This is a genomic window from Nostoc sp. DedQUE12b (genome assembly GCF_034530835.1).
Classification (GTDB): Bacteria; Cyanobacteriota; Cyanobacteriia; order Cyanobacteriales; family Nostocaceae; genus Nostoc.
The window spans coordinates 1-19,201 of sequence record NZ_JAVRCI010000051.1; the positions used below are offsets into that span (position 1 = coordinate 1).

At 42.1% G+C, this 19,201-nt stretch carries 17 protein-coding genes; 11 read left to right on the forward strand and 6 right to left on the reverse strand.

Features of this window, described 5'->3' with window-relative positions; genetic code table 11:
* Nucleotides 1-30: 30 nt before the first annotated feature.
* Both RMY16_RS22265 and RMY16_RS22270 read right to left on the reverse strand, forming a co-directional pair.
* Nucleotides 31-1,692 (reverse strand): phage tail sheath family protein, encoded by a 1,662-nt coding sequence (locus tag RMY16_RS22265; RefSeq protein ID WP_322738195.1) that lies wholly within the window; start codon nt 1,690-1,692, stop codon nt 31-33.
* Between the two features lie 30 nt (nt 1,693-1,722).
* Entirely contained in the window at nt 1,723-2,562 is an 840-nt protein-coding gene (locus RMY16_RS22270) for a Pvc16 family protein (protein WP_322738196.1), read from the reverse strand.
* 699 nt (nt 2,563-3,261) lie between these two features.
* On the opposite strand from RMY16_RS22270, the gene RMY16_RS22275 reads away from it, so the two are divergent.
* From RMY16_RS22275 to RMY16_RS22290, 4 genes are read left to right on the forward strand one after another with little or no spacing between them, the layout of a single operon-like run.
* Nucleotides 3,262-4,383: a HAMP domain-containing sensor histidine kinase gene (locus RMY16_RS22275; protein WP_322738197.1), complete on the forward strand. Its 1,122-nt coding sequence runs from the start codon at nt 3,262-3,264 to the stop codon at nt 4,381-4,383.
* Between the two features lie 22 nt (nt 4,384-4,405).
* The gene (locus RMY16_RS22280) at nt 4,406-5,086 is read left to right on the forward strand and encodes a response regulator transcription factor (RefSeq protein ID WP_322738198.1); all 681 of its coding nucleotides are present in this window, start codon (nt 4,406-4,408) and stop codon (nt 5,084-5,086) included.
* Complete coding sequence (locus RMY16_RS22285; protein ID WP_322738199.1) at nt 5,079-7,268, forward strand: substrate-binding domain-containing protein; 2,190 nt, start codon at nt 5,079-5,081, stop codon at nt 7,266-7,268. The genes RMY16_RS22280 and RMY16_RS22285 overlap by 8 nt, the downstream gene beginning before the upstream one ends.
* Nucleotides 7,246-7,887 carry an FHA domain-containing protein gene (locus tag RMY16_RS22290; protein WP_322738200.1) on the forward strand — a complete coding sequence of 214 codons (642 nt, stop codon included), beginning with the start codon at nt 7,246-7,248 and terminating at the stop codon, nt 7,885-7,887. The genes RMY16_RS22285 and RMY16_RS22290 overlap by 23 nt, the downstream gene beginning before the upstream one ends.
* Before the next feature lie 231 nt (nt 7,888-8,118).
* Here RMY16_RS22290 and RMY16_RS22295 read toward each other — a convergent pair whose 3' ends face one another.
* A complete protein-coding gene (locus RMY16_RS22295; protein ID WP_322738201.1) occupies nt 8,119-8,649 on the reverse strand; it encodes a hypothetical protein in 531 nt (176 codons plus the stop codon).
* A 205-nt stretch (nt 8,650-8,854) separates the two neighbouring features.
* Between RMY16_RS22295 and RMY16_RS22300 the strand changes: the two genes are divergently transcribed.
* On the forward strand, nt 8,855-9,949 hold the full coding sequence (locus RMY16_RS22300; RefSeq protein WP_322738202.1) for an anthranilate phosphoribosyltransferase family protein: 1,095 nt from the start codon (nt 8,855-8,857) through the stop codon (nt 9,947-9,949).
* Here the strand turns inward: RMY16_RS22300 and RMY16_RS22305 are convergent.
* Nucleotides 9,921-11,345, reverse strand: coding sequence for an LCP family protein (locus RMY16_RS22305; RefSeq protein WP_322738203.1), 1,425 nt, complete (start codon nt 11,343-11,345; stop codon nt 9,921-9,923). The two genes, RMY16_RS22300 and RMY16_RS22305, sit on opposite strands and share 29 nt — an antisense overlap.
* A gap of 286 nt (nt 11,346-11,631) precedes the next feature.
* Nucleotides 11,632-11,973 carry a hypothetical protein gene (locus RMY16_RS22310; protein ID WP_322738224.1) on the reverse strand — a complete coding sequence of 114 codons (342 nt, stop codon included), beginning with the start codon at nt 11,971-11,973 and terminating at the stop codon, nt 11,632-11,634.
* A 262-nt stretch (nt 11,974-12,235) separates the two neighbouring features.
* Here RMY16_RS22310 and RMY16_RS22315 point away from each other — a divergent pair, with 262 nt between their 5' ends.
* The 4 genes from RMY16_RS22315 (at nt 12,236) to RMY16_RS22330 (ending at nt 15,848) form a co-directional block, all read left to right on the forward strand.
* A complete protein-coding gene (locus RMY16_RS22315; RefSeq protein ID WP_322738204.1) occupies nt 12,236-13,402 on the forward strand; it encodes an AI-2E family transporter in 1,167 nt (388 codons plus the stop codon).
* A 704-nt stretch (nt 13,403-14,106) separates the two neighbouring features.
* Nucleotides 14,107-14,595 (forward strand): GNAT family N-acetyltransferase, encoded by a 489-nt coding sequence (locus RMY16_RS22320; protein WP_322662013.1) that lies wholly within the window; start codon nt 14,107-14,109, stop codon nt 14,593-14,595.
* A gap of 33 nt (nt 14,596-14,628) precedes the next feature.
* Complete coding sequence (locus RMY16_RS22325) at nt 14,629-15,306, forward strand: ComF family protein (protein ID WP_322738205.1); 678 nt, start codon at nt 14,629-14,631, stop codon at nt 15,304-15,306.
* 86 nt (nt 15,307-15,392) lie between these two features.
* Entirely contained in the window at nt 15,393-15,848 is a 456-nt protein-coding gene (locus RMY16_RS22330; RefSeq protein WP_322662017.1) for a PPC domain-containing protein, read from the forward strand.
* A gap of 119 nt (nt 15,849-15,967) precedes the next feature.
* Here RMY16_RS22330 and cobS read toward each other — a convergent pair whose 3' ends face one another.
* Entirely contained in the window at nt 15,968-16,741 is a 774-nt protein-coding gene (gene cobS, locus RMY16_RS22335; protein WP_322738206.1) for an adenosylcobinamide-GDP ribazoletransferase, read from the reverse strand.
* A 377-nt stretch (nt 16,742-17,118) separates the two neighbouring features.
* Between cobS and RMY16_RS22340 the strand changes: the two genes are divergently transcribed.
* Nucleotides 17,119-17,571 (forward strand): hypothetical protein, encoded by a 453-nt coding sequence (locus RMY16_RS22340; protein ID WP_322738207.1) that lies wholly within the window; start codon nt 17,119-17,121, stop codon nt 17,569-17,571.
* Between the two features lie 344 nt (nt 17,572-17,915).
* Complete coding sequence (tgt, locus tag RMY16_RS22345) at nt 17,916-19,067, forward strand: tRNA guanosine(34) transglycosylase Tgt (protein ID WP_322738208.1); 1,152 nt, start codon at nt 17,916-17,918, stop codon at nt 19,065-19,067.
* Nucleotides 19,068-19,201 lie beyond the last annotated feature (134 nt).

The window sequence follows — 19,201 nt, forward strand, 5'->3', positions numbered from 1 at the left end:
CCCAATGCCCAATGCCCAATGCCCAATGCCCTATTCGCTATCTTCAATGCCATTCCATTGGCTGATACGGAAAACAACAAATTCAGCCGGTCTGACGGGACAAACTCCGACTTCAATATATAAACGTCCTAAAATTCTGGTTTCTGGTGGGTTCAATTCTTCGTCACACTTGACATAAAATGCTTGTGCTGGAGATGCACCAAATAAAGCACCTTCACGCCAGATACGTTCTAAGAAATTACTGACGGTGCGGGTGACACGCGCCCATAAATCTTGGTCGTTCGGTTCAAAAACTACCCACTGAGTCCCCAGTTCTAGGGATTTCTCGATATAGCTAATTAATCTACGCACACTGATGTAACGCCACTCTGTTTTATCTGGCTCAACTAGAGTACGTGCGCCCCAAATGCGGATACCTCGATTGGGGAAGCTGCGAATACAATTTATCCCCAAGGGGTTTAATAGTTCTTGTTCGCGGAAGTTTGTGTCATAGCCCAAACCAATTACGCCTCTGGGAACTTCATTTGCTGGGGCTTTGTAAACTCCTCTGGTTTCGTCAGTGCGGGCCCAAACTCCCATCACATGGCCACAAGGAGGTACTAAAATTGGATTACCGCGATCGCGTGGATTGGGTACTTTAATCCAAGGATAATAAAGGGCCGCAAACATCGAACGACGGTTAAATCTATTCAACCACTCCACTACTTGTTGCGGTTTGACGGCTTCCGGTGGCGAATCAAGTACAACCATCCGGTTGGGCGGGTTGGGAATATCGCCACTGGCAGAACCCTCGCACATACTAATCATCAACTCGATGATGCCGTGAACTTGATCTAAATTCAGTACTTGTTCTTGATAAGCCCGCATCACATCAGGACAAGCCAGCATTGTGATTTCATCAACTTCAAAGATACCGCGTACCCCGGTGCGATCGTCTCTAACCCCTTCTAAATTTTGCGAAAATCTATCGGGTGTGGCAGCGACGATGGGTGGCGCTAGTTCATATTGACCATTAACCGGACGACGAGCTAAAGGCTGTCCACTTTGAGTGATGTCTTCTAGAGTGACATACATCGAATTTCTCAATGCCGCCAGCGCATAAGTTGCCGTTTGACCATTAGGCTCGCGGTTCATCGTCAAATTCTCATATTCCTCTAAAAGTTCATCTCCGCGACGAATTTGGATGGTGAAATACTCGCCCGTATTTGGAGGTGCTTCTCCTTCAGTACCTTCAGGTAGGGCACGCGGTGAACCATCTATAATAACGATATTTACTAATCCGCCTGCTGCTTGCTCAGGGCGCAAAGTAAAACGCAGGGCTGGACGATTACCTCGAGCGTTGATTCGTAAGTTAGCTGGTTCTGGAGTCGCGGGTTTGGGTGCGCCTGGTAACTGAGTCCCAATGCTTGTTACCCAGCAACGACCGCCACCATTCATAAAGTAGCCGTAGACTGAAAAGGGTAAATAGGCGTTGAAGTCGGTAAAGCCGTCAGAGTTGGGACGGGCAAAGTAGTTTAAAAATTGCGTCCAAGTGGTTACTAGCATGGGCTTGTATAATTCAGCCCCACCGCGAACGTCTTCTGTAAAGCCTACAAATCCAGCAACTGCTGTGCTAACACCTTCAATTGGTCGGCTACCCCGGTCAATTTCTTCGATATAAACACCAGGAGCAAAGTAATCAAGTCTAGCCATGAAAGTTTCTCCAAGTCAGTAAAAATCTAATTATTCAGGAGTTAGAAATATTTCTTTGAAAGTATGACTTTGGTTATCTACCAATGCATTGACGTTTTGGGGTAAATAGCCCGGATGATTCAGAGTCAAAACATAATTACCTAAATGAAGGTCTTCAAAAAAGAACAGCCCTTCTTTAGTGGTTAATATGGATTTTTCAGTTCCCCTCACAGCCACTTCTGTCGCTACCAGCGGCAAATTTGTCACCGCACTTTTGACAATACCCGCGATCGCAACTCGTCTGGTTAATACTAAACTGTCACTATCGCGAGACAATTGATTTCGCAAATTGAAAATTCGCTCCCAAACCAAAGGCACTGGAGTCGGTTGTGGCTCGAAGGGTATTGTAACTGTCAAATATAAGGCTGAACGCAATGGCACACTGAGAGCGCTCCATAAAGAGCCAATCTCAATTGGCGGCTCTAGGGCAACTGTCATGTTCAAATTACCATAGCCCCGTAATTCAGGAACCAAAAACTCCTCTTCCAAGGTGCGATGGCGCAACAGCACAGTCAATGCCTCACTAATAAAGTGATGCTCACCTAAAGCTGTTCTATCCCAGGCTGTTAATAGCAGCGAAACATCAAACCAAGCTGGTGCCCAATTTACAGTGGCAGGTTGTAGAGCGCGTGTTAGCTTGCGTTCTACTTGCCTGCCAGAATGTTGTACCTGCTTACTCTCACGTATATCAAAAATATATAAATTGAGAGTCGGGCCTGCTCCCTCTTCCCTACGATTACCAGGATGGCTAAAGTCAATTTGCTCTGTACTGGTAAGTGAGGTTCCTCCAGCTAGAATTTCGGCTAAAGTTTGAAGAACGAAGATAAGCATGAAGGTGTTCTGCTGGTAGCTAATCCAGATGCCTCTACAGTATATGTATCGGGCTTCTAAAGTTAATTAGACTTTTGTCGATATTTTTTAAATCGGGTATTGGGTCAAGAATCCGTAAAGCAGCAACTTCAGTTTGTAGATTAATCTGGAGCAGTTCTTAATTGGACGCACTATATTTTTTTCTTGTGGGGTGGGTTGAAAAGCATTGGTGTCAAGTTAGCCCAAATGTCAAAGGTATATTCATCGAATTCGGGGTGTCGTTTATTGAATTCGGGGTGTCGTTTATTGAATTCAGGCAGCCGATTATTATTTTTGTTCAATTTTAATTTGAGGAGGATAAAACCTAAACACAAAAAGACTTTTCATCCAGTCCCTAGCTATACTAGTTGACCCCAGTGATTTCATCTTAACTTGACACTAATGGCTGAAAAGCCGACCCAAGTAGTCCATTAAGCTAACGAAAGCTTGGGTACGTAGTAAGCATTTCAGTGCTTAACATCAGGACTAAAGTCCTTACTACAAACTTGTTTACACAGCAAAGTTAGCTTAATACGCGTGTGAATACAAACCTTAATAATTATTTGTATGAATTATCTCAAAAGAGAACTTAACAAAAAAATAAACATTGCTGAGACTGCATAATTTTATACTGGTCAGCAGAAGAGTAAAAACATTTGGTTGCAAAAAGCGAGTGAAGCTATGACACTAGGCTTTTCTGTACAGAAACTAGACAATGGCTCTAATTATTTGAGTTCCTCAGACATCCAAAGCTTTTGTCGACTGGAGTCTGAGCAGTTAACTAGTAAGTATCCAATTTTTTTCGTTCGCATTGTCTATCATGATTCATTATTGAGAGCTAATCAAGAGGTGATAAATTATGATCAAGACCAAGTTCCTTTTTCCCCAAAAACTTTAGCTTATTTGCGATCGGAAGCATGGCTTACAGATTTTCCGCCTGTGTTGAATTTACAGGAATTTAAGCTTAAGGACTTTTCATCCATTTCTTACATTTGCCCCATATCTTATAGAAATCAAAAAACTGAATATATTCAAATCATTAGTCATGAACCTCTCTCGTCGAGTTTACAACTATATGTAAAACGCTCTGCTATGCTGCTGAGTAAGTATATAGATATTTCCTTAGACTATGGCAGACAAAAAACTGAAATTAAACTCCTAGAAGATATTTTGCACCGAGTCGGTCATCAATTACGTAACTCTTTAGGACTCATAGGATTGTATGCACATAATCTCTGTTTAGGTTTAGAGGATAGCCCTTGGCAAGAGCAAGCAACAATCATCAGCGAAAGTATACAAGATTTAGATACTAATTTAAATGAACTAATTGATTGCGGTCAAAGTACAAAATTAAGGGTAACACATCAAGATTTAAGAAGTTTACTGGGTGAAAGTATCACCAATTTGCAACCTCTAATTAGTCAGAAAAAACTTAAAATATTGATTCCCGATACATCGACAATACTGAAGATAGACAAATTACAAATGAAACAAGTTTTTGATAATATCCTCAATAATGCCGCTCATTTCAGTCCTAATTCAGGAACTATTACCTGTAGCTGGCAAATTTTCCAAGATGAAGTTTTAATTAAAATCTCCGATCAAGGGCCAGGATTGTCTCAAGAAGACTTACAAAAAATATTTACCCCATTTTATTCCCGACGCAAAGGAGGTACAGGACTTGGTTTAACTATTGCTAAAAAAATCATTTTGGATCATCAAGGAAGTATCTGGGCACAAGTTTTATCAGAAAGTGGGGCACAATTTTCGATGATTTTGCCTCGTTCAAGGAGCGTGAATTAATTCATAATTCATCATAAAAAATATGATTAATGATAGTAATAAACTTTCAGTTTTACTTGTAGATGATGAAGAACGCTTTCGTCAAGGATTACGTACTCTCCTAAATTTTTATAGTATTAATTCTGCGTTACCTGTAGAAGTTATTGGTGATGCAGATTCTGTTGAACAGGTTTTAAAATTTACAACTCAGAAGTGTCCAGATTTAATTTTGCTGGATATGCAATTGAAAGGATGTGATGGAATTACAGTTCTGGCACGTCTTAAAGAAGCTGCTTACAGTGGCAAAGTTTTAGTATTGTCGGCTCATCAAGAAGACGACTGGATTTTTAGAGCTATGCAGGGAGGAGCCGCAGGTTATGTGTTTAAAAATCGTGTGGCAACCCAATTGTGTGAAGCTATTGACACTGTAACCAGGTCAGAAATTTATCTACCTTCAGAAGTTGCTAGTCGATTTTTCCGGTTTTTTCAGGCTTATTCAGATTCTTGTGTAAAAGCATGTCATGAGGTGCATTTAACGGAAAGAGAGCAAGAGGTTTTATACTGGTTAACTCAAGGTGCTTCTAATGAAGAAATTGCTAAACATTTGTATGTAACAGTTGCTACTGTTAAGGCGCATCTCACTAGTATTTTTGAAAAATTGAAGGTTACTAGCCGGACTCAAGCGATTGTGACTGCCCTCAAGCTAGGATTAGTTCATGCTTGAGCGCGACGGAAGTAGTCGGCGCAATTCACGAAACTTTTTGTATATGGCTTCATTTGAATCTTTTTATCAAGAATACCCCTGCTCGTACAATTCTCCCTTAAGTTGCGATCGCCCCTTCCAAACGGCGCAGCAAATCAAGGGCGCTAAGTTTTGCTTGGAATGTGGTTTTCCAGCAACTTTACCACAGGAGGCTGAGATTAAAGGAAGTCAGGGAACTTATCAAATAACTAGTTTTGTTGGCGTGCGCGGTTTAGGCCGTTTATACTCAGGTGTTCAACTTAAAGATAAACAACCTGTAATCATCACAGAATACCTGCTCCCCAATCGTTCTTTTAATGAAAGTGAGACTCAAAAGCGAAAAGAGACTTTTAAACGGGTGGGTGGGGTAAGTTTAGCCGATAGTCGAATTCAAAACTTCCGTCTGGTGGAAACTAAAGAAGCGATCGCAGATCAAAAAGGAGAGCGCTGTTATTTAATTACTCAAGGCATAGAGTCATCCCAAACTTTAGGTAAATATCTCATAGAAAAGGGAGCAATGACATCTCTTGAGGTGCGTGAAGTACTAAATCAAGGTTTACAAACTCTCCAGTTTCTCCACACTCAAAAGCTGCGTTTTCCCTCCAATCAAACACAACTAGGTATCACTCACGGCAATATCAATTTAGATAGTACTTTGATTAAAGTAGAAAATAATCAAAAATTTTCTATATACTTTTGTGATTTAGCTATCTGGGAAAACTTATTTATTCCCCCGATTATTCCTCAACCTGCTGCCGCCAGACCTGAGCAAGATTTAGAATCATTAGGATTATTAGCCTTTTATTTATGGGTAGGGCGGACAACTAATTTTTCATCTAACCAGCCTCTCAATCCTAGAGATAATCAACAATGGCCGGATACCGATAGCTATTTAAAGCAGTTCATTTATCGCTTAATTCGGCTAGAAACCCCTTTTGAGAGTGCAGAAGCGGCTCGTAAAGCACTACTAGAACTTCCTCAAGAAGATCGTGCTAAAAGTTCAAGTTCAGTGCGTTCGCCAGGTTCTCAAGAACTAAAAAAGCCTTTGCCAACGCCCTTATTTTTGTTATTAATCCTATTTCTATTACTACTTGGCGGGGGAATTTGGTATTGGCTTTGGGGTAGGAAGACAGATAATCCTAATCAATATATCCAATGGTCTAGACTTGTGCGGAATTTTTCCGAAGTCCCCAACGTTCCTTCTGGACAATTTACTTACACAGGAGAAAAAGATAGTACATGGAGTTTTGTTTTAACGCAATTAGTGGACAACAGCCGTTTAGGAGATTTATTGACCAGACCAAAGCCAGATGCAACAGCAACATTTGACTATAAATCTGTTTTTTCATCAAATATAAATAATCCAATTCAAAGTATCGAAGAAGTTCAAACAAATAAAAAAGATTTTGCCATTACTAGTCTGGTAGACAACATTACAGATAAACTTGCGAAACAAGAAGTAGCCTATGATGGGTTACTTGTTTTTGTCGCATTTAATAAAAGAGACTCAAATCTTGCCAATGCTCTTGGGGGACAAATCAATCTTGAGCAATTGCGTCAAATTTACACAGGTAAAATTACTAATTGGCAGCAGATTAATCCTAAACTTCCAAATCTGCCTGTGAAACCTTTTGCCCCGACTGAACCGGAAGCAATCAGTAAATTTCAACAAATAGTTCTGCAAAATGCCCCTCAAGACGAAGCTTTATTTGCAGCGAAAGTTACTAAACTCGATACAACAAAAACCCAAAACCTGATACGCAGTGAAACTTTAGATGGGCGAACTACTGGTATTATCAGTTTTGGAATTATCAGTAAAACTTCGAGTCAGTGTACTGGCTATCCTTTAGCGATCGCAGATGGTAAAAAGTCTGCTATTCAACCTCTGTTTCAAAAGCGCGATCGTCGCTCAATTAATCCCTCAGATGATTTGTGTCAACATGATGATTATTATGTTGATGTCACAACTTTCCAAAGCTACGCCTTGGGATACCCTATTTTTGTAGTGTACCCTAAAGACAGCAACCGCCTACCTGGTGGTTCTACATTTGCCCAGATGCTAACTACTCGTCAGGGTCAGTGTTTACTTAGTAAAGTAGGTCTTGTAGCTTTACAACCTATGCCTGATGATATAAATTCTTATGCCTGCAAATCGGTGCCCTAATCCTAGTTGCGAATATTTTAACCGCGCCTTGCCTAACAATGCTAAGGTTTGTCCTTGGTGTTCCACCCCTGTGGGTAATGTAGTTTCTTCTACACCACAACCACCAAGTCAACCTCCGCCTATTCAACAACAACCTAGTCAACCACCTGTTCAGTATCAGCGGCCGCCTACAGACCAACCTAACTACCAAGCTCCCCAACAAGCTCCCATTGATTATTCAACAGTCTATCAGCCACGAGTTTCCTATCAACCAACGCCACCTGTTTATACCCCTCCGCCTCAAAGAGCGCCAGCCTTAAAGCTGATTCATAGTACTGGCAGAGAATTTCACCTCATTGGAGAAGGAGGTTATATTGGTCGCCGTAGTCAGAGTCCAGGAATAGCGCCGCCAGAAATTGACTTGACCGGCATTCCTAGTGAGGGAATAGTCTCTCGTCGTCATGCGCGAGTCGATTGGGACTGGTCGCAAAATTCTTATATGATTGTTGATATGAGTACAAATGGTATTTATTTAAACAACAATTCTCTGACTCCCGGTATGCAGTATCGCCTGCTTAACGGCGATTCGCTGCGATTTGGTCAAGACAACCTAGTTAATTTCACTGTATATGTAGTGTAGTAAAAAGCTGATTGGTTCATCAGCATTCTCTGTTTTGGAAAGAGACGCGATAAATCGTGTCTTTGTGATGATCTATCTGGGAGCGAGAAAAATATTAAGCTAATGTAAGTTCGACTGTTGATAAAGCCTGAAAATTTGACAAATATAGGTTTGAAGAATTAACGAACTTGAAAGAGTCCTGAGTTTATTAAAAATCAAGTTAATAAAGTGCTACACATCTTACAGCGATTTTCAATCGGGCACTTGCCTTCTATTGTTTTGCAACACTGACCTTGATTTTAATACCGATTCAAAGGTTTCTGTGGAGAACTGATCCAGAAACCGACTCATTCGACATTTGCTCGTTTGAATATTTGCGACTTCAAAAGTAGACCAAGTTTCCTGTTGTTGCTGGAGGAATTTGGCAAAGGCAGAAGTGACTGCTACTTCGTACTCTGGCAAGCAAATAAACCCAAGATGCTCTGAATCTGCAACTCCCATCATCGACAGACGACTCTGGAGCCAGCCTTCGGGATGTTCTGCGATCCCAATTTCTAGCGGAAAAAATGCCACATACTCTGAAGTTGGGGCAGTTGATTTTGCTGCTAATATAAACCACGCAGCACGGGAATGGCTGCACAATCTTTTCACCACACCAGATATCCAAGTCCAAGACAAGAAGAATTGAGCTTCAGGATCGGTTTTGTATACAGCGTCCCAATGGTTTCTGATCGCTTGAAACGTTTCAAAATTATCAACGATCTCAATTTCGATGTCTTTCATACTGACTCTCTGGCAGATGGAAGGTGAGGCAGTTGCAAAAAATCTTCTGATTCTTGAAAGCGGCCAAGTATCGCTTTCAAGAGCCAGGAGATTTGTGAACTATCAAAACCTAACGTGGAAATTTCTTTTCTTAAAAGTCATTTTCGGTTATCCCGAAAGACAAAGGACAATAGACAAATGACGGTGGACAGAGGACAAAGGAAAAATGAGCAATGTATTTCGGGAATTTCTGCAAAAAGTAGGCAGTGGAAACCACACAGCCGAGAATTTAACTCGCGCCCAAGCAGCCACCGCTACTAAAATGATGCTGCTGGGTGAAGCGACACCAGCCCAAATTGGGGCGTTTTTGATTGCTCACCGAATCAAGCGTCCTACGGGAGAAGAGTTAGCCGGAATGTTGGATGCTTATGAAGAACTGGGGCCAAAACTGCAACCCATAGCCTCTGGGCGACCAGCGATCGCTCTTGGCATCCCTTATGATGGGAGGACACGTACAGCACCGATTAGTCCGGTAACAGCTTTATTACTCGCCGCAGTTGGACAACCAGTGGTAATGCATGGTAGCGATCGCCTACCAACGAAGTACGGCTTACCCCTGATAGATATTTGGCAGGGTTTAGGAGTCGATTGGACTGCCTTACCCCTAGCACAAACTCAACAAGTGTTTGAGCAAACGGGAATCGGCTTTATTTATCTACCTCAGCATTTTCCCTTAACTACAAGTATTTGGGAGTACCGCGACCAACTTGGCAAACGTCCGCCGTTGGCGACAATGGAGCTAATCTGGTGTCCTTATACTGGTGATGTCCACGTAATTGCTGGGTTTGTCCATCCACCGACAGAAGGGATGTTTCACATAGCTCTAGGACTGCGGGGAGTGACAAAATTTACATTAGTCAAAGGGTTGGAAGGTAGTTGCGACTTACCGCGCGATCGCACTGCAATCATCAGCTTATCTTCATCGGTAGCACCCCAAGAGGTAGAACGATTGCACCTCGTACCGCGCGATTACGGTTTTACTACCAAAAACGTACCCCTTGGAACTACTGAAGAACTGGTGGCGGATATTCAAGAGGTTTTGGCAGGTAAACCAGGTGAATTGATGCAAACAGCCTTGTGGAATGGCGGATTTTATCTATGGCGGAGTGGTATTTGTTCAGATATGGCAGAGGGTTTAGCTAAAGCAGAAGAATTATTAACCAATGGTGTAGTAGCAACTAAACTCCAAGAACTGAGCCAAGTAGTAAATTCAGTATCAGCAAATATACCTTTTAGGGTGTCAACGACTTCTCCAAAATAGATTTTTGTTCCAACCAATCTTTACCTACCTGGATACTGATATCTGAGCCAAGGTTACCAGTGCTTTCCACGCGCACTTCTCCAAATCCCAAAGTGCCGCGAATTGACTCGGCACTGTCACCATCTCCTTGTTGGGCGACAATGTGAGTTACATCTAGAGGTTCACCCCATGCCTTGGCCACATAGATATTGCGATATCCAGATTTTTCCAAAGCTCTAATTAACGGTTGCAGGTTAGAGCGATCGCCACCTGTACTATCTTGAATTGCTACACGCAAAGAGCGGGGGTTAGTTGTAGTTGCCAACTGTTCCTGTTCTGACTCCAAACCAAAGTGTTGAGCCATTAGTTTCGCAATCCCATCTTTGTTGGGCAACCAATAGCTAGCGTCATACTCATTCTTCTCGCTAAAGCGACCTGGCAGCATTAACATTTGCATATTAGAGCGATTTGTCCGTACTCCAAAACCCATTAGCGCCACTAACTCTTCAACAGTCAAGTTAGTATCAATATGGTCTTTCACGACATCAAGAACTTTAGGTAATTGAGCAACAGTTGCTGGGTTGAGTGTTTGCTCCATCAAAGCACGCATGACCATTTGCTGGCGCTGAATCCGACCAATATCACCGAGTTCGTCATGGCGAAAACGCAACAATTGCAATGTTTGGTCGCCATTGAGATGCTGCTTACCAGCCTTCAAATTGATGTACAAATGCTGAGAATCATCTTGATATTTCATATCTTTAGGAACGTAAACAGTTACGCCACCCAAAGCATCAATCAGCTTGGCAACTCCCAAAACGTTAATTCGGACATAGCGATCGATTCCCGCCCCACCTAAGAGATTGCTAACAGTTCTGGCAGTCAAAGCTGGCCCACCTTCAAGGTTGGCGGAGTTAATTTTTTTCACTCCATACCCCTCTATTTCCGTGCGGGTATCTCTGGGAATGGAGAGCATATTTATTTTTTTCGTCTCTGGATCAAATTTGACCAAGAGCATCACATCGGAAAGACCATCAAAAGAGTTTATTTGGGGTAGGTATTTGAGGTTTTTGGTTTCTTCAGGAGGGTTTTGGACATCTGGGGGAAGTACGCTCATTCCCATCACCAAAAGATTCACTGGACGAGTTAATTCTGAAAATCGCAGCACACCTCCAGAAATGCGATCGCTATCAAAGGCCGCCTCATCCTTGGGAGTTAGCTGCGCTTGTTGCAAAGGCGTACTCGTCAAAGACACTGCTAAAAGCGCCCCCGCTGTTGCAGATACCATCGCAATACCACCCATACCTACCCAAAACCACAGCCAACGTCCTGATGTCGAGTTTTGGGGAATTTTTTTATTGGACTTTGAGGCTTTTCCCGACTGGTTTTCTTCTGCCGAACTTCTTTGAATGGTCACAGACTTCCTCACACTTACTCACTAATCAAATTCAGTAATTTTGCAGACTAAAAACATCCAAACAAATCAACCCATAATAGCTAACTCTTAATTATCGGTGCTAACTTTTTTAATGTAGTGTCAACCACAACACTTATAGCAGCATTTATTCTTTTTTTGGGACAACCTGGAGATGTTTTACTGAAGTATGGCAATAATAAACTGGATTTGACTAGATATATAGAGAAATCAGCCAAAAATTTTCCAAAATTCAGTAAAAACACCGACAATTTCTCACCTTAAAAAATTAAGATAAATACTTGCCAAGCACTCGTTCAGCTAAATTACTAAACCCTGGTAAACGACCAGATTTGCCCTGCATTAGGCGCAAAATCAACCAAATACTTACTAAAAAGTAACCTGATGTGAGAAAGCTATTGAGGATAAATAGACGTAGCGAAAAAAAATCTGAAGTTGCTGCCCCGGTAGCTAATAATAGATAACTCAACAGCCAAGTAAGTGCCAAAGTAATAGACAGACGACTAATAGCAAGTTGTTCCCGACTACCCTGGCCCCGATAGAGCGTCCACAAGGATGGAAAAAAGCCGATGATCGGAACTAAATGTAAAAGCAACTGTGTTTTGGGCATTGGGGATGGTGGGGTCCCCTCTGGGGATAAGGGGTAAGGGGCATTATTATTCTCCCCCTGCTCCCCTGCTTCTCTACTCCCCTGCTTCCCTGCTTCCCACTCCCCACTCCCCATTCCCCACTCCCCATTCTCTTTTGGTTCAAAATTCTTCATTGGGGTTAGTCTAACTCCTAAACTAGAAGGATGAATAAGACTTGTATAGTTAGAGATAATAAGCTGTAAAGAAAAATTTCATTTAGTTCTATTCCGCAATCAGCTCAAAATGCAGACACGTAAGCTACTCGACTGGTGGCAAACATTCACTCCAATAGCGCGAATCGGGGCGATCGCGCTATTCGCTCCGCTGCTAGTTATCAATGGTTGGGCAATTTCGGTATTTTTCAATTATTTCCATTCTCTCATAGTCATTTTAGTCGGAGCCTCAGTGCTAGCATTTCTGCTCAACTACCCCGTGAGCTGGATGGAGCATCATGGTGCTAAGAGAGAGCAAGTTGCTATTTTAGTATTTCTCTTGGCTTTATCGATTTTATTGGCATTGGGTGTGACACTTTTTCCCCTGGCTCTTACCCAAGCTCAACAGCTGGTGGCGCGTTTGCCAGAGTTAATCGACTCTGGACGCTCGCAGTTAATGATATTAAACGAAAAAGCTGAGACTTTTGGCTTACCGATTAACCTCGATGCTCTGGTGGTGCAAATCAACGATCGCGTCAAAGGACAATTACAAGCGATCGCTGGACAAGTTTTAAATCTGGCTGTACTCACAGTTACTAGTCTGCTAGATATTCTCTTGACGATGGTTTTGACTTTTTATCTTTTACAGCACGGGGGTGAACTCTGGCAAAGTTTAGTCGAATGGCTACCTAATAAATTTCGTGAGCCTTTCTCTAAAACAGTCCGCTTAAGCTTTCAAAATTTCTTCATCACCCAGTTGATTTTATCTACCTGTATGGCTTCAGCCCTGATTCCTACCTTTTTGTGGCTGAAAGTGCCATTTGGATTGCTATTCGGACTAACTATTGGTCTGATGGCTCTTGTTCCCTTTGGCGGCTCTGTAGGCATTGCAATGACTACACTATTGGTGGCGTTGCAAGATTTTTCAATGGGTGTGAGAGTGTTGATCGCAGCGGTAATTGTACAGCAAATTCTCGAAAACTTAATTGCCCCCCGAATTTTAGGCAGTTTTACCGGTTTAAATCCAGTTTGGATTTTAATTTCGGTCTTAACAGGGGCAAGAATTGGCGGACTGTTGGGTGTAATTGTGGCAGTACCTACAGCCGTTGTGATTAAGACTGCTTTAAGTGCCTTGCGTCCTGGTAGCGCGACAAACGACAGCACCATTGGGGAGATAACTGCATCCGTTCCAGGAAATGAGTCTTCGAAAGCTGACGCCAACAAAACTTTGAGCATTTCTGAAGCAACATTGCCTTAATACAAGAAGGCAGGAGCAGGAAGTGTATCAGAAGTTATTTACCCTGAACGGTAAGGGGCAAGGGAAAGGGTAAAAAGCTATTGCTATTGCTCTTATGATGGGAGACTATTATCAACCTTTTACCCTTTACCCCTCTTATTTATGCAGACAGGCTGTCGTTCCTCAAAGGGTGACACCGATCCACTGATTTAAAACATCAATGTCGAAGACCCGAACGGGTGCGTTCTCGTTTTTTCGCAACCCCTTTCGGATAACTTTTTCAAACTCAACAACTACAGGACTTATAATCAAGAAAAAACTAGCAAGAAAGATTGCAGTTTTTACGGGTGCATCCAAAAAAAATCGATGCCCCTATTGCCAAACATCTTGCAGCCGATGATGCAATCGCAGTACAGGCAAATGTTGCAAAAAGAAGCAGAGTTCGAACATCTTTTGGAATTATTTTTTACATAATAAATATAATTTAAGGTCATAAACAATTTTTCAATCAGTAATAATTGGTAGGAATATACCTTGTTGTGCATTGATGATGTAGGTCGATGTAGAACTGATTTCTTTGTTAAAGATGACTTTTCTCAGCACTGACATAATTCACGCCTTGAGAGTACAGCCTGAAATGGACTCTGCCAAAAAAGCTATTTGCTGAGTAAATTGGGATATAGATGCGGAAAATTTTTCTGTGTAAACTTGACCAGCAAATGGTAATGAAAAACTATTATCAAGATTTTTTAATTCGTGATTGGGTGAAAAGCGATCGCACAAGAGCCGCTGAAGTCATCAGTTATGTGTTATCAGAATACGGTCTGGCTTGGGAACCCAAGGGTGCTGACCAAGATGTGCTGCGAGTAGAGGAATGTTATTTAGCTACTGGGGGAGAGTTTTGGGTAATTGAACACCAAAGTCAGTTAGTAGGTACTGGAGCATACTACCCCATACACCGAGGCGAAAAAGCTGTAGAAATCCGCAAAATGTATCTTTTGCCCAGCATCAGGGGTTTGGGATTAGGGAAATATTTGTTACAACAGCTAGAAGCAGCGATCGCAAAGCGTGGTTTTGGGCAAATTTGGATTGAAACCGCCAGCGTTTTGGTGGAAGCAGTCAAGCTGTATGAAAGCAATGGCTACAGTCCAGCAACAGGAGTAGAAACAACAAGGTGCGATCGCGTGTATGTTAAGTCATTGGTCAAAGACTAATGACTAATGACTAATGACAAAGGACAATTCTAAATGCACCCTTGGATTAAAAATCTCACAGGCTTACTCAATCTTTTTCTCCAATCCCATTGCCCTCTATGTCAACGCGCAACTTCCCAAGAATTCTGTCATAACTGCACCAGACAACTGCAAAAATGTCAACGTAAAGACCCGATTTCTTTATGGCAAGAGCCTATACCAGTGTTTGGCTGGGGGGAATATGGTGGCCCAGTGAAACGAGCGATCGCAGCGATGAAATATGAAAATCAACCCCAAATAGCTCGTCCTTTAGGTCAATGGTTAGGAGAAGCATGGTTGTTAAATTCACCAAGGCGAGATAGCCAGCCTGTAGTAGTTCCTATCCCACTTCACGCTAGCAAACAAAAACAACGTAAATACAATCAAGCTGCACTGATAGCACAAAGTTTCTGCGAAATAACTGGATTAAAATTGAGACTAAACGGTTTAGCAAGAGTGCGAGAAACTGAAGCGCAGTTTGGTTTGTCGGTATCTAAACGAGAAAAAAACTTGGACAAAGCTTTTGCTATTGGGCAAGAATTTCGTCATCGTCCTCCAAATGTCCCAGTGCTGTTGGTAGACGACATTTATACTACTGGTGCTACTGCCAGGTCTGCTGTGCAAACACTTCGTCAGTATGGAATTGTGGTCTTAGGATTAGTAGCTGTAGCCACTGCCGTCAAAGACGGATAAATTAAGAAGCAATGGGCAAGCTTTGACAGATAAATGTATAAATTGACCGAATTACCCTATTTTTGTAGAAAAATTGCTTGAAATGTATGAATAAAGTTTTGGCGGCAGGTTTAAAACAACTCATCATCATTCCTGCCACATTGCTGGCAATAGGCATTAGTACCAGTGCAGCTTTTGCTCAAAATAAATTGTATAGTCCAATTCCTTTATCTAACAGTACTGAACTTTCTGATAGCCTGTCAGAAAAAGACATTCCCACCGGTCAAGGTGGGTTTGCCCGTGATTACACAGTGAAGTTGCAGAAGGGTGATAATTTAGCAGTTGACCTGTCATCAGAAAACTTTGACAGTATCATCACACTGCTGGCACCTGATGGTTCAACTCTGGCAGAAAATGATGACGGCCCTGATGGTAGTAGCAATTCCTTACTCTTTACTCGCATTGTGGAGACAGGGAATTATGTTATTCGTGTCAGGTCTTTTGGGGAAACTGGGGTTGGGGCTTTTAAACTCAAAGTGACAAAGTTGCAAGCGATTAAATGAAGTAGTCGTTTGTCATTTGTCATTTGTCATTTGTCATTGGGCATGGGAAAGAGGCAGAGGTACAAAGGGACAGAAGGGCAAATGGGAAAGACTTGCTGCTACTGGTACTGCTCCCCTTCTTAAAAAGCGGTCAATACACAGAGAAATAAGGCTTCAGTCCACTCAACAACTGCGCCGTAGGTATCTCCTGTGTGTCCACCTAGTTTATGGTTGAACCATGCGCCAGTTAAAGTGGCGATCGCACTTCCAACAACTATGATTGTCAGTGCGAGAAATAGCTGTTGTTTATCTATTAGCCAAAGTAAACCACTCAAACTAAACAACAAGAACAATCCCGGTAACAAATCTTTGTAAGAACGAATGGCTTGTTTGTGAAATGCGCCTTTACCAGTTGCTTTCAGATAAGGATATCGGGCGATCGCTAATTGCTGTCCCCAACGTCCCCAGCCACAAGCAGCCATCAGCAATAACCAACGGTTTTCTGACATATCCGTCAAAGCTGTTATTTTCAGTAGCACCAAGGCGATCGCAGCCATTGCTCCAAAGGCTCCTGTAGCACTATCTGCCATCACCTCCAGTCGCCGATCTGGGTTGCCTACTGCTAAACCATCGGCAGTATCCATTGCCCCATCTAAGTGTAATCCTCCAGTTATAGCAATCCAAACACTTACTACCAAAGCACTACGAGTTAACACGGGCATCCCCAGATAATCCATCCCTGTATCCAGAAACCCTAAAATTCCCCCGATTATCAATCCTACAAGGCAAGCAAGATGCGCTACTCCCCTAAAGTCCAATCCGTTTAAATACGGCAATGGAATAATTGTGTAAAATATGATACTAGCCGCCAGCTTTAACAGCAGCTTTTTCCACCACTGTTGCTGTTTCGTCATCTGAATTACATTAATTTTTGGTAAATTGCTGGATAATAGTCATAATTTCGGTACAACCGACATCAGTAGACTTTAAAACTTTAAATAAGATTTACTTCTATTAAACATTCTCGTTGAAAATTTTGTTATGCTGGTCTAAGTGGTAAATAAATAATTTTGAGTATTTTATTATACAGTTAACGAGTATCTTAGGAAGTGAAAATTCTATCAGGGAGCAAAATTTGTGTCTTGTATTCGTTAACTAAAAACTTACTCCAAATTATTAGACGATTGCCCCATAAAATTGATATTTTTTTAAATGTAGGGAGTAAATAAGCTATTCAATTATGACAGTTTAGCTATGTTGTTGCTCTCCTTAGCTCAATCGCAATTTTCCTATGAGTCACCATCTACCCGACACCAGGATACCAGCTCCGTGCATTATTAACACGGGCATCATTGTGAATAAGCTCGACATCCGGCGATTGCTGGCAGATTTAGGTCGAGTCCACTACATCTACACCCAAGAAGATAAGGTACTGAGCGAGGGTGAAGGGGATGTGATGGAAGTTTTTGCCAATCCGCAAAGGTCTACCTTAGTGGCTAACCGCGCGCTATATCTGAATGTTTGTAGTTTTGATTACTTGGAACTAAAACAGTCATCGCAACAAGAAACCTACTTCGATTTGATGCAAGAAGGATTGTGTCTGCGGTTGATTCCCCGATCAACCCCTTTACAAGAGCGACGAGAGCGAAGCTTCAATGTCAGCGCCATAGAAGCGATGATGGAACAAGTACTCTCAGCCAGGTGGGATGCAGAAATTGACGATGACTGTTCTGATTCTTTCTAAATAACAATTATTTAGAGTATATACTCGTAAAGTTGGTAACTAGGTTAGTAATGAATGCTTAAGTGTTCACTAAAACTTAATTATCAATTTTGATATTTGGCCATAATTTAGCCAAATAATATTATTTTTGCCCTAATACCATTTGGTTTTATGGCTGCTAGTGTCGCAAGGCAAAAATCAAAAAGCTTTCATTTTGGGCTTTCTGGCTGTTTTGAATGATAGGTTTATTTTTGCCGCGTTGTATTAGTTATGGATTTCTGAAACTCTTTACCTATTAGCGTTTCACAATCCAAAATCGTTCGACTGAGCGCAGCCGAAGTCTAAAATCTAAAATTCCAAATGGCATGAGTGCGAATTTTTCTTTTCAATGTCTTGCTTGCTGTAGCCAAACCAAAGCTAGAGCAGGAGTGTTTTTCACCCCTCACGGTCTTGTAGAAACCCCCAGATTTATGCCAGTGGGAACACTGGCTAATGTCAAAACTATCACCCCAGCCCAGCTACGAGAGACTGGGGCGCAAATGATCTTATCCAATACTTATCATCTTCACCTACAACCAGGAGAAGCGATCGTGGCTGGAGGTGGTGGGTTGCATAAATTTATGGGGTGGAACGGCCCAATGCTCACAGATTCAGGTGGGTTTCAGGTCTTCAGCTTAAGCGAGATGCGAAAAATTACTGAAGAAGGCGTAACTTTTCGCTCACCCCATGATGGACAAATTATTAACTTAACACCAGAGCGCTCCATTCAGATTCAAAATACTTTGGGGGCTGATGTGATTATGGCCTTTGATGAGTGTCCGCCCTACCCAGCGACTCGCCAAGAGGTAGAAACTGCAACCGAGCGCACTCACCGCTGGTTAGAACGCTGTATAACAGCTCATCAACGCAGCGATCAGGCGTTGTTTGGGATTGTGCAAGGGGGTGTGTATTTAGATTTGCGTTGCCACGCGGCGGAAGCTTTGGCTAAGTTAGATTTGCCCGGATATGCCATTGGTGGTGTGAGTGTGGGAGAACCGCCAGAATTAATGGCTGAGATTGTAAAAGTGACAGCACCACTTTTACCGCCCGAAAAGCCGCGTTACTTAATGGGTGTGGGTACTTATCGGGAAATGGCGATCGCGATCGCATCTGGTATAGATTTATTTGATTGTGTTATTCCCACCCGCTGGGCAAGACATGGTACAGCGATAGTCCAAGGCGGACGCTGGAATTTAAAAAATGCTAAGTTTCGTGAAGATTTTACTCCATTAGATGAAACTTGCCCGTGCTACACTTGTCAAAATTTTAGCCGTGCTTACATATCTCATTTAGTGCGATCGCAGGAAATTTTGGCTTATACCTTGTTGAGCATTCACAACATTACCGAACTAATTCGCTTTACGCAAAAAATTAGAGAAGCAATATTGAGCGATCGCTTTGTCGCAGAATTTGGTCACTGGCTCACCGAAGAAAGGGGAGATGAGAAATCAATCGAGAGTGGAAGAGCAGAAGATTAATGACAAATGACAAATGACAAATGACCAATGACCAATGACCAAACCATGTTAAGATACTTCTCAATTATGAAAGCTGTGTTGGATAGGTGGATTTAAACAAACATGGAAGCAGCACTTTTATTAGCAAAACTGCC